The 12,496-nt window shown below is 53.2% G+C and carries 9 protein-coding genes; all 9 read left to right on the forward strand.

Going from position 1 to position 12,496, the window contains the following annotated elements:
- Positions 1–35 precede the first annotated feature (35 nt).
- Positions 36–932, forward strand: coding sequence for a myo-inosose-2 dehydratase (iolE, locus tag NSS83_RS27880; protein WP_341188100.1), 897 nt, complete (start codon positions 36–38; stop codon positions 930–932).
- Between the two features lie 682 nt (positions 933–1,614).
- A complete protein-coding gene (locus tag NSS83_RS27885; RefSeq protein ID WP_341187626.1) occupies positions 1,615–3,882 on the forward strand; it encodes an AraC family transcriptional regulator in 2,268 nt (755 codons plus the stop codon).
- A 408-nt stretch (positions 3,883–4,290) separates the two neighbouring features.
- Positions 4,291–5,904: an extracellular solute-binding protein gene (locus tag NSS83_RS27890; protein WP_341187627.1), complete on the forward strand. Its 1,614-nt coding sequence runs from the start codon at positions 4,291–4,293 to the stop codon at positions 5,902–5,904.
- A gap of 138 nt (positions 5,905–6,042) precedes the next feature.
- The gene (locus NSS83_RS27895; protein ID WP_341188101.1) at positions 6,043–6,882 is read left to right on the forward strand and encodes an ABC transporter permease subunit; all 840 of its coding nucleotides are present in this window, start codon (positions 6,043–6,045) and stop codon (positions 6,880–6,882) included.
- Positions 6,883–6,907: 25 nt separating this feature from the next.
- On the forward strand, positions 6,908–7,780 hold the full coding sequence (locus NSS83_RS27900) for a carbohydrate ABC transporter permease (protein WP_341187628.1): 873 nt from the start codon (positions 6,908–6,910) through the stop codon (positions 7,778–7,780).
- Between the two features lie 40 nt (positions 7,781–7,820).
- Complete coding sequence (locus NSS83_RS27905) at positions 7,821–8,762, forward strand: TIM barrel protein (protein ID WP_341346937.1); 942 nt, start codon at positions 7,821–7,823, stop codon at positions 8,760–8,762.
- 60 nt (positions 8,763–8,822) lie between these two features.
- The gene (locus NSS83_RS27910; RefSeq protein WP_341346938.1) at positions 8,823–10,562 is read left to right on the forward strand and encodes a hypothetical protein; all 1,740 of its coding nucleotides are present in this window, start codon (positions 8,823–8,825) and stop codon (positions 10,560–10,562) included.
- Positions 10,563–10,887: 325 nt separating this feature from the next.
- Positions 10,888–12,270, forward strand: coding sequence for a radical SAM protein (locus tag NSS83_RS27915; protein WP_341346939.1), 1,383 nt, complete (start codon positions 10,888–10,890; stop codon positions 12,268–12,270).
- Positions 12,271–12,346: 76 nt separating this feature from the next.
- Positions 12,347–12,481: a hypothetical protein gene (locus tag NSS83_RS27920; protein ID WP_341187632.1), complete on the forward strand. Its 135-nt coding sequence runs from the start codon at positions 12,347–12,349 to the stop codon at positions 12,479–12,481.
- The last annotated feature ends 15 nt before the right edge of the window (positions 12,482–12,496 follow it).

A 12,496-nucleotide genomic window follows, 5' to 3' on the forward strand; every position in this document is an offset into this window, starting at 1 on the left:
CATACTTGGGATTGTGGAAGGGGTAGAACATGAGCATGTTCAGAGACAAGGCCGTCCGGCTGGCGATCGCTCCGATTGCCTGGACGAATGATGATATGCCTGAGCTGGGGGGCGGCAATACGTTCGAGCAATGCATCAGCGAGATGGCGCTTGCCGGATATGAGGGCAGTGAGGTGGGCAACAAGTATCCGCGTTCCCCGGAGCTTTTGCACAAGGCACTGGAACTGCGCGGTCTGAGTATTGCCAGTGCCTGGTTCAGCGCCTTCCTGACGGTGCGGCCGTATGAAGAGACGGCTGAAGCGTTCAGAGCGCACCGGGATTTCCTGCATGAGATGGGCGCCAAGGTCATTGTCGTATCTGAGCAGGGCCGGAGCATTCAGGGGCAGATGGATACGCCGTTGTTCGCTGATAAGCCGGTATTCACCGATAGCGAATGGACCAAGCTCGCAGAGGGGCTGGGCGGACTAGGACGGCTGGCGGCCGAGAAGGGCATGTCGCTGGTCTATCACCATCACATGGGCACCGGGGTACAGACTGCAGCGGAGATTGCCCGGCTGATGGAGCTTACAGATCCAGACGAAGTGTCACTGCTGTACGATACGGGGCATCTGGCCTTCTCCGGTGAGAATCCGATGGAGGTGCTGCGTGAGCATCTGCCGCGGATTAAGCATGTGCATCTGAAGGATATCCGGCCGGAGGTGGTCCAGCGGGTGAAGGCGGAGAATCTTAGCTTCCTTCAGGCGGTAAAAGCGGGAGCCTTCACCGTACCGGGCGATGGCTGCATCGCGTTCGGAGAGATTTTTGCCGAACTGGCTGCCTCTTCCTATACGGGATGGTTCGTTGTTGAAGCGGAGCAGGACCCGGCGCTGGCCGATCCGCTGGAATATGCGATCAAGGCGCGGCGGTATATCCGGGAACATAGCGGTTTGTAGGACATCCGGGTGGCAGCCTGTATGTCTGAAGGGCAGGAATATGCGGGGGTGCACAGCTGCGGCTGTGCGCGCTCCTTTTTTTCATGAAATCCATAGATCAGGTGGAAGCTGCGGGCGGAGTTAGTTGGAATTACTCCACTTGCTGCCGGAAGAATGAATCCTGGTACAACAGCAGTTGGAAAAACAGCACTTAATTTAATCACATTTCATTCAAAGTGCCATTATCGATACTATTAAATGCTGTTTTTCCACTTGCTTGGGTATTAACGTAAGCAATTGAATAAATAAGATACATTTATCCACCTGTTGTGCCGGAGTCGGTTGCAGGGGGGCCGAGTGGGTTGAAGGCAGTGCCGGAGTCGGTTGCAGGGGGGCCGAGTGGGTTGAAGGCAGTGCCGGAGTCGGTTGCAGGCGGGGCCAAGTGGGTTGAAGGCAGTCCCGGAGTCGGTTGCAGAGGTATACCGGGGAAAAAGGCCCGGGGGGAGTTGACTTTATCTGGTTAGCTGGAGGAGAAGCGTATGTGCTATAATGGCAGGAATTCGAACGGCGGTCAGTTGAAGAAATTGCCGCAGTTGAAATAGATCTGATGTCGGAGAGCCGCCGCAGAGCAGCCTTGGACGAAGTATATATGAAGCGGCCGGATACGGCCGGGTATCCTGATGGTTGTGGAGGAGGTTGTCGAATGTTCCGTTCCTGGTACCGCCGGTTGCTGCTGTCTTATTTCCCTATATTTTTGCTGACGGTGACGATTCTGATCTTTGCCTCCTTTGTGTTTATTAATGATATTTCCCGGACGGAAACGAAGAAGGCAGACCGCATCTCCGCCAGCTATCTCAGGGATAGTGTGGACCGGACGATTAAGGAAGCTGAGCTGTCGGTGCTGGATGCGGTAGAGCGGAGCGATGCTTACAAGCTCTACTTCAATAATCAGGGGGTGACGGACAGATCGACTATCTATGCTGTTGCCTTGAGTCTGCGCAATCTGATTAAGGAATCCTCGTATATCCAGTCGGTGTATTTGTACGACCGTGTGCGTGGAAGCGTTCTAACCGATACGGGGCTGAAGGAGCTGGAAGGATTCGCCGATGAGGAATGGATCAGAGCCATGGCTTCGAAACCAACAGTACCGGAAGGCTGGCAACCAGTCAGGGATTACCATTCGGATCTGTCCCAGCGTACAGAAATTCGTGTGCTGACTACCAATAAAGCCATGCCGCTTCCCTTCGGCTCCGGGGGAATACTGGTCATTAATATCAAAATGAGTGCCCTGGAGCAGCTCATCGACAGCATGGTTAACCAGCAGCTCTCGTTCATGACGATTCTGGACGCTAATGGCAACAAGGTGTACCAGGCCCATTCCGATACGGAAGGTGCGGCTGACGGCAAGCTGCTGAACACACTTAAGCTGGAGAGAAACGGCTGGACGTTCGAGAGCGGAATCAAGGCTGGGAATCTGTTCAGCTGGGTCTCTGTGATCTCTTATCTCTGGGTAGCGATTGCGGTGGGGACCGTGGTCTGTGCGGTATTGTATCTGATCTATGTAACCCGGCGCAATTATAAGCCAATCCAGGTGATTATGAACCGGATTGAGGGCCATCAGATCCGCATGATGGATCAGTCTACCGACAGGCCGGACGAGATGATGCTGATTGACGGCGTGCTGGAGGATCTGATTAACCACATGACCGATTATGATACCAAAACCAGGGAGAACCTGCTGCTGCAGCGCAGCAAGCTGTTCACCGATCTGCTGCACAGCGAGCGGCTGGAGCAGGTAACCCGGCGGCTGGAGGAGCTGTCTCCGCTTACCGGTGCGAATGCCTCCTCGCGCTTCATCGTTGTGCTTGGGGAGATTAACCGCTACGAGCAGGTCTTCGAGGACCGGTATACCCGGGGGGATCAGAATACGCTGAAATTTGCCCTGATGAATGTATTCCAGGAATTGGCGCGGAATGCGGAGCTGCAGGGATGGGCGGAATGGGTGGGCACCGAACGCGCAGCGATCCTGTTCCTGGCGACCGGCAGCGATCAGGAGATGGAGTCCAAACTCCGGGTCTTCGCGGAGGATTGCCGCTCCTGGGTCGAGCAGAATCTGCGGATCTCGCTCAGCTTCGGCATCGGCTCCGCCGCCGCCGGGCCGGGAATGATCCGGGAGTCTTATGCGGCAGCCGAATATGTGATGCAGCACAAGCTGCTGATTCATGAGGATATCGTCTTGGCAGGCAGCGGCGAAGCGCGCCAGCCGCTGCTTGAGACGTATAAATATCTGCAGATGATCGCTGAATTTGTGAAGTATTTCCGCATGTCGAGCGGGCAGTGGCGGGAGCAGCTGGAACGGATCTTCGAGTCGTTCGAACAGGATTTCCTGAAGGACGAGGATATCCGTTCCCTGATCCAGGCTATGCTGCAGATGCTGAGCCGGGAAGTGGCGGTGATGTCTGAGCAGCTGCAGGACGAGCTGTCGGCGGAGAATGCAGAAGTCCGGCTGAAGCAGCTGGAAGAGGCAGAGGCGCTGCATGAAGTGAAGTCCATTCTATTCGAATATGTCACTGATTTATTCCGTACCTATGTCTCTGCCAGCGAAACGAAGAGCTACCGGGCCATGGTCAATGAGATGAAGGATTATATCGAAGAGAACTTCACTAATCCCGATCTCTCGCTGAAGCATCTGAGTGACCGGTTCCAGGTCTCCGGCAAATACGCGAGCTATCTGTTCAAGACTGAATTCAAAATGAAGTTCGTGGATTTCCTCACCGAGCTGCGGATGAAGGAAGCCGAGCAGCTGCTGATAGATACGGATTGTTCCCTGCAGGATATCGCGCTTCAAGTAGGATATGCGAATGCCATTTCATTCGGCAGAGTCTTCAAGCGGATTGCCGGTATCACGCCGGGCGATTACCGCTCCTCCAGACGCCGCGAAGCAGCCTCCAGATTGGAGCCGCAGGACTAGAGTAAGCTGTAATCATGAAGGAATTCCATTAGCCGGTGAAGCAGGGGAATCATCTGCTGCATCGGTGTAAGGTCCAGGCCGCATTTCTCTTACGCCAACCTCTGAACAAGGGGGCGAATAGCGATGCGGCCTGTGTTTTTGCCCATATGAAAGCGGTTTATTGTACGAAAATGGTTGGTCTGATAAACCGGATGTCCGAATTCAGGCGCTTTATCGCATCCGAAACAGGTTTATTGTCAGACCTTCTAAAGTTATGGAATACTGTGGTCATCCCGGAACAACAAGCTGCCTTGAACGCTGAGGGGAATACAGGCTTGTACGGGACATTGTTAATAGTACGGGCACAGTGAAGCTCGGGGGTATCATGAAGTCACCATTATAGCCTGCTAAGGCGAGGGAGATGGAACAATGACAGTGAACGTAAACCAAAGAGTTCTGAAGAAGGCAATCGGCATCGGCTTGACCGCAGTAATGGGAGCTACTCTGCTTGCAGGCTGTTCCTCGGACGGTAAATCGAATTCGGCAGCCGGAGGTACAGATGCACCCGGGAAGAGCGCTGACCGCGTAACCTTGAAGGTAGAGATCTTCGACCGCGGTAAAACGCCGAAGCAATACACCATTACCAATAACTTCATGTCTCAGATGATTCAGAAAAATTTCGGTGATCCGAATAATATCAATGTAGAATTCGTTCCAGTGCAGCGTTCAGAGGAAGTGACCAAGCTGAACGTACTGATGGCCAGCAATACAGATGTGCCGGATATTGTCTTCACTTATGATTCCAGTGTCTTCTACCGTTACGCCCAGCAAGGCGGGCTGACCGATGTGGGTCCCTTATTAGAGGAGCATGGCCAGACCCTGAAGAAATTCATTGGTGATGAGACGATGGCCTTCGGCCAGCTCGATGGCAAGCAATTCGCGATTCCGGGTAAACGGGCGATTACAGGCCGCTACACTTCATACATCCGCCAGGACTGGCTGGATAAGCTGGGGCTGCCGGTACCGAAGAACACCGATGAGCTCTACACAACTTTGAAAGCGTTTAAAGAGAAGGACCCGGCCGGTCTGGGCAGCAAAACTATTCCGATGGGCATGTCCCTCGGCTCCGCTCAGCTGGAGACGCTGATCTACTCCTTCATCAAGCCGATCAGCGGCGACCTTACTTACAGCCAGCGCTACGAGCTGCCGCTGCATGAGGGCTTCAAGGATGCGGCACAGTTCCTCAACAAGCTCTACAATGAAGGGCTGGTCAGCAAGGACTTCAGTCTGGATGAAGACAAAGCCCAGGTGTCCAAGGACATTCAGAACGGCAACGTCGGCTTCTTCTCCGAGGATGTGGACAGTCTGTTCTATGCCGACGGTACGCTGGATAATCTCTACAAGAATGTACCGGGCAGCAAGCTGCAGCCGGTGGATGTCCTCACCAATGCCAAAGTGGACAATAAGTATATCAAATCCCGCTATGCCTCGAACGGTATGTACATCATGATTCCTAAGAGCAGCAAGCGTGCGGTGGAAGCTGTGAAATACCTTGACTGGATGGCAACCGGCAACAATCTGATTGACATCTACAACGGCGTTGAAGGCGAGAACTACGATATGGTGGATGGTATTCCGGTAGTTAAGGCTGATGTTTCCCAGGAATTCCAAGACCGTCTGTTCACTTCCGGGGACACCGCGATTATCTCCAACGGTAAGAACCTCGGCGATCAGGCCACCAATGAGAAAGCCTGGATTATGGGCTTCCCTGCGAACAACCAGGAGGCGCTGAAGCAATCTATTGATATTGCCAACACAGATACTGTGGGTCCTATCGTCTTCGGCAAGCCGATTGAATCAGAATCGAAATACGGCACTACGCTCAGCGACAAGCTGAACGTGATTATCGTAAAGACCGCGATGGCGAAACCGGATCAATTCGATACGATTTTCGAACAGGAAATGAAGGACTACATGTCTCTGGGCGGAGACAAGCTGAAAGCGGAGCTGGAGCAGGCGCTTACAGAGATTTCAGCCAAATAAACTAAAAAAAAGTGAAAACCGGGGGGAGCTTGCATGCTGCTCTGCCCGGTTTTTTCTCCATAGGAGGAGAGGAACTTGAGCAAAGCGTCTTACATCAGAAGGTACTGGCAACTATACGCGCTGCTTTCACTGCCCATTATGTATTTCCTGATTTTCCGCTACGGCCCGATGTACGGGGTGCAGATTGCCTTTAAGGATTTCAACCTGTTCCAAGGCATCAACGGCAGTGAGTGGATCGGCTTCGATGCGTTCCGCGAAGTGTTTGGCATGAAGGAGTTCTACAGCAGTCTGCGCAATACGTTTATGCTGAATTTTCTCGATTTGATAGTGTCTTTCCCGGCCCCGATTATTCTGGCTATTATGCTGTATGAAGTGAAATCAGTATGGTTCAAAAAAATATCACAGACCCTTCTCTACATTCCCCATTTCATTTCCTGGGTCATCATCGGGGGGATCGTCTATCAATTGTTCGGCAACCAATCCGGTATGGTGAACGGCCTGCTGGAGAGTATGGGGCTGAACCCTATTCCATTTTTGACCGAAAAAAATCCATGGCTGATTACTTATCTGTTCACTGGTGTCTGGCAAAGTGCCGGCTGGGGCACCATCCTGTATCTGGCGGCGCTTACCGGTGTCAACCGCGAGCTGTTCGAGGCTGCTGAAGTGGATGGGGCTACCCGGATGAAGAAGATCCTCTACATTACGCTGCCCAGTATCAAACCAACCATTATTACCCTGCTCATTCTCAACCTGGGGAAAATGGTCAGCATCGGCTTCGATCGTCCTTACATCATCGGGAACACGGCAGTGCGCGAATACTCCGATGTGCTTAGTACCTTCGTCTACCGGATTGGTCTGGAATCGGGCCAGTATACGCTGGCAACTGTAGTTGGATTGTTCCAGGCGGTGGTTGGACTGGTGTTCATCCTTGGTTCCAATTATATATCGAAAAAAGTGACCGGCGACGGCATTCTATGATTATACAGAAAGGAGGCGGAGTACGATGAGTGAACGTACCTCTAACCGGATATTCGATATCGTTAACGTTACCTTTATTGCACTGTTCGTGCTGTTCTGCCTGGCTCCGTTTGTACACGTTATTGCAGTGTCCCTCAGCTCCACGCGGGCTATTACCTCCGGGGAAGTTACGATTTTTCCGATTGAGCTGAACTGGAAGGCTTATGTGCAGGTCTTCACCGACAATGCGATGATCCGCTCGCTGATCTTCACCATTATCCTGACGGTTGCGACTACTGTATTATGTATGCTATTCACCGTTGCAGCCGCTTACCCGCTGACCAAAAGCAAGCTGAAGGGCCGCACGATGTTCATGTACCTGATCATTATCACCATGTTCTTCAGCGGCGGTATTATTCCTGAATACCTGCTGATCCGTGATCTGCATATGATCGATTCTGTATGGTCGCTGATTCTGCCCGGTCTGGTCAGCCCGTTCAACCTGATTATCCTGATCTCCTTCTTCCGCAGCATTCCGCCGAGTCTGGAAGAGTCAGCAGAGATTGATGGCAGCTCGCATATCCGCACCCTGCTGAAAATCGTGCTGCCGTTATCCATGCCGGTTATGGCTACACTCGCGCTCTTCTATGCGGTGGGACGCTGGAACGGATTCCAGGATTCCCTGATGTACATCAATAACCCTGACCTGTATCCGCTTCAGTTGAAGCTCTTCCAGATGGTTCAGAACAATATGATCACTGAGCTGACGAACCTGGAGGGAGCGGCCCGCACCAAGCTGCCGCCGGAGAGCCTCAAGGCCGCTACTGTCGTCTTCGCCACGGTACCGATTCTGGTCGTCTATCCTTGGCTGCAGAAATATTTCGTCAGCGGTGTTATGCTAGGAGCTGTGAAGGGCTAACTAACGACACTGCGGTACAGCGAGAGGAGAGACAGAGAAGATGGATAAGGGAGAGTTTTCATTCTCAACCTGCTGGAACATGAGACGTCATACTACAGGTGATGGATTGCTTAATGAGATCCGCGAGCTGGGATTCCGCAGAGTAGAGCTGAACTATAATGTGACGGAGGAAATGCTGGTTACCATCGAGCCGATGATTGAACGCGGGGAGATCGGCATATCGAGCGTTCATAATACGTTCCCTCATGTTCCGGACCCTGACTATGGCACGGATTCGGTCCTGCTGGGCTTCGAGGACAAGGAGAAACGGAAGCGGGCGATAGACCTGCTGGTCCGCTCGGCAGAATACGCTCAGCGTTACGGCGGCGAAGCTGTAGTAGTGCATCCGGGCGAGGTACCGTTCCCGTATGATATCTCCGGGGAGCTGGAGCAGATCTACGGGGGGCAGGGCAGGGATTCGGCGGCCTACCGCAGCAAGTGGGCGGAGTTGATGGAGCGGCGTGAAGCGTACAGTGCAGGCTATGTGCAGACTATTATTGAGAGTCTGGACGAGGTGTGTAACCGTGCGGTGTCCAAGGGGCTGAATGTCCGCTTCGGCATCGAGACCCGCTCCAAGCCGCAGCAGATTCCGACGCTGGCGGAAGCGAAGACGATAATTAATGCTTTAAAAGGAGCGCCGGTCGGCATCTGGTATGACACAGGCCATGCCATCATGATGGACCGTCTGGGCCTGTATGACAGTATAGGGGAAATGGAAGGGCTGATGGATGATATCGTCGGTGTCCATATTCATGAGACGATCGGCCTTGCCGACCACTGGTGCCCTTATGTGAACAGCGGAGATCCGGATTTCTACGATGCCTATCTGCCGATGATTGAGCAGGCGCAGGTCAAGGTGTATGAGCTGAAGGCTGCCTGCCGCCCGGAAGAGATTCATGAGAGTCACCGTCTGCTAACAGCCAAGCTGGCACGCAGGGGATAGGACGAAGGCTGATTGGCGAGAGCTTCGGGAGTTCCGAGATATCCGCAAGGAGGAAGCGCAATGTATAAGCAACTGGTGGATAGTAATGACAGAGCAGTAGAACAGGGAATTCCCCGGCAAGTGCTGGATGAGAGCGACCTGTATTATGGAGGAACCCTTGATCCCCATACTGGGATTGCCTGGGTGAATCACACCACCGGCACCCCGACGGACATGTGTTATTGGGGTGCGGCGCTGGTGAACCCGGATTCCCGGTATTACCGGGATGAGGAGCTGCTGGAGCGGCTGAAGCTGGCCACGGAGTTCGTGCTGCGCTTCCAGCATCAGGACGGCTCTATCTCCCCCGGCTGGACGAATTATCATTCGCCGCCGGATACGGCCTTCGTTGTGGTCGGCTACGCGCAGTTATATCAGCTGCTGGCGAAGCAGCAGTGGGCTCCGCTTCAGCCGGTGCTGGACAACATGCTCCTGTTCCTTAAGCAGTCCCTCCCCGTAATGCTTACGGGCGGAGTCCATACTCCGAATCACCGCTGGGTGATGTGCGCGGCGCTTGGGTTTCTCTATGAGCTGTTCGGCGAAGAAAAGGCCCGGCAGCGGTCGGATGAATGGCTGGCGGAAGGAATGGATATTACACCGGACGGGGAATGGACCGAGCGGAGCAACGGCATCTACAGTGCCGTAAGTGATATTATGCTGATTCATGCCGCCCGGCTGCTGGATAAGCCGGAGCTGCTGGACCCGGTGCGCCGGAATCTGCATATGATGGTCTACCTTGTTCACCCGTCCGGCGAAGTCGTAACCGATTATTCCGGGCGGCAGGATCTGGGGGTGCTCCATGATCTGTCCCCTTATTATCTGCCGTATGCGATTCTTGCCCGTTCGGACAAGGATGCCGTGCTGGCGGGTATGGCGGAATGGGCCGGACGCTCCTTGTCCAATCCGGGCGTATGCTCGGTGAACGCCCTGGTACGGATGCTGCTGGAGCCGGAGCTGCAGCGGCCGCCGGAGGTTACGGCAGAGCTACCCGTGCAGTATGAACAAATCCTGAATGGTGATTTCCTGCGGGAGCGCTATCTGCAAAGAATGGAGTCGGCGGGTCACCAGGGGAAGATCTACCACAGCCGGCTGCATACCGACTTCGGGGCGCCTGTAGCCCGGCTAAGAGACGGGGCGACCAGCGTGACGCTGATCACGGAGACGCCATCGTTCTTCGCGATGCGCCACGGTGCTGTAAGGCTGCTGGCCGTTCAGCTGAATACCAGCTTCAATCCCGGTTTCGTGCCGATGCAGGAGATGACCCGGCTGCCGGAGGGCTATTCTCTGAAGGGCGTGCAGAAGAAGGGCTACTACGGTCCGGTTGAGGGGGCACTGCTCCCGCCGGAAGCGGGAACAGCTGTCAGTCCGTGGTATCTTTTGCCGCATCAGAGCCGTCCGCTGACCCATGAGCAGACGTTATCTGTTGAGACAGAGGTGCACCGTACAAAGACGGGCTGGAAGATCCGGCTGCACTGCGCGGAGCCTGCCCAGGTCCTGGCCCAGTTGTCCTTCAAATTCGGCTGGGAAGGCAACTTCACTTCAGGTGAGCTGCAGACGCTGGACGAGGATAACTTCCTATGGAGCGGAGGACAGCTCCGGTACACGTATGGCGGAGACTGGATCGACCTGGCGGGCGGCGAAATGGCGCATCTCGGCAGAACAGCCCCGGAATCCGGTTCGCTCAAGAACTACAAAACCGTGCAGGTTAACCTCGTGACCCCGTTCGATAAAACCTTCACGCTTACGTTGTCTCCCTCTACTTAGGAAGGAGCGCTTATAGAAGTACTGTATAGACGCCAGCATCTGCGGATGCTGGTTTTTTTGGCGTGAAGATCCGGTCACGGTCGGCGGAATGAGCGAATGAGGAGCATAAGTGCACCTGATTTCGGGAAAAGTGGGCGGAACGCTATGGGCTGGCTGCTGTAGCTCCGCAGATCAGAGGTTTTTTGCTAATTCCCTATTTTTTATCTCATTTATTAGATTAATTCCTATTTTATGACTTTTATCATAGTTGTCCATCCGGAAAAGTTTTACATTATTTACAAGTTAGTGAGTGCAACTCTATCAGTCCTGAGGAGGATGAGGGCGTATGAGATTGTCTAAGTATAACTACAAACACAGATTAAGCGATGATGTTCTGCTGATCATGAATACATTAACCGGCGCTGTAGACTTGGTTGAGCCTAAGGTAGCCCGTGTTCTTTTTAATAGAAGCTCCGATACATCTGCATTAAACGATCTGGATCCGGAAACGCTTACCCTGCTTAAAAGCAGGGGTTATCTTACGGATAAGAACGAAGAACAATTTGTACGGGAATCCCTGGATACTCTTTACCGCTCGCGCCAGGCCTTACACTTCACGATTTGCCCTACCTATAAATGCAATCTCGCCTGTCCCTACTGCTTCCAATCCGGCATTCACCAGGACTCGCCAACACTTACACCTACACAGATTCATGAGATGTTTCAAGCTATGGATCAAATGGTACAGAAACAGCCAGATGCGGACGTCCAGTTCGAGCTTTTCGGCGGCGAGCCCTTCCTGGCCCGTAATCAATCCCTGGTAGAGCACATATTGCAGCAGGCGATCGAGCGGAACTGGCCTATTCTCTCCATCACGAATGGAAGCGAGCTCGGTGCGTATTTCCCTTTTCTTCAGAAACATTCTGCGCATTTCCATCATATGCAGATCACCCTTGACGGCCCGAAGGAGATTCATGACCAGCTGCGAAAATACAGGGACAACAGCGGCAGCTTCGACCTGATTTGCGCGAACATTACTTTTCTCCTCGAGCATCAGATTCCCGTCACTGTGCGGATCAATACAGGCCGGGAGAACGTCCGGTATCTGCCGGAAATATTCGCCGGGTTCGAGCGGCTGCAGTGGACAAGCTCACCTGATTTCTCCTGCCAGATTGCTCCGATTAACGATAATTTCAATACAGGCAATGTTACCGGCTTTCAGCCTGAGTATGAGCTGCTGAAGCAGCTTCATTCGCTCTTTCCCGACTGGGAAGCCGCCCGCGCAAGATACAGGGTCAGCCTGGGATATTTCATGGAGAAGAAGCTGAGGATACTCCGCAAAGCTATTTTTGATACAGACGATGAGCACTACTATTTCGATTTATCCGGCTGCAGTGCTTCGAGGCTTCATAATCTCGTATTCGGTGCAGACGGGCTGCTGTATCCATGCGTCGAAACCGTGGGATTCCCGGATTATTCGATCGGGAGCTATCTTCAAGGGCTGCAGTTAAATGAAGAAAAGTGGCAGAGATGGCACCGGGATATCGCAGTGAATGACAAATGCAGCCAGTGTAATCTTGCTCCTCTGTGCGGGGGCGGTTGTGTTCTCAAAGGAAGCAGTGAGGGTGAATTGAGAGAATTTGAAGCGAGCTGCAGCTTCACAAGGCAGTACTTGAAGACTTATCTGGACCTTCACCGGGACCGTCTGCTTGAGAGCTACTACAAGTGAAGAGTGAGCAGCATTCCCTTGATGTCAAGGCATCCGCCTTGTCATAGATATTCTCTTAGGAGAGGAGGTAATGTACATGAAATCACTGACGAAGAGCAAGGATCTCTGGACGAATCTCTCAGCCAAAGACCTTGAAGAAGTTACGGTTCCAATGGCCTGCTGCCAAAAAGCATCCATTCAAATCAACAACCCGACCAAAAAAGCCATCTAACAGCATCCTTATTAT

Origin of the sequence: Paenibacillus sp. FSL H3-0469, from assembly GCF_038051945.1 — a bacterium.
Classification (GTDB): Bacteria; Bacillota; Bacilli; order Paenibacillales; family Paenibacillaceae; genus Paenibacillus_AQ.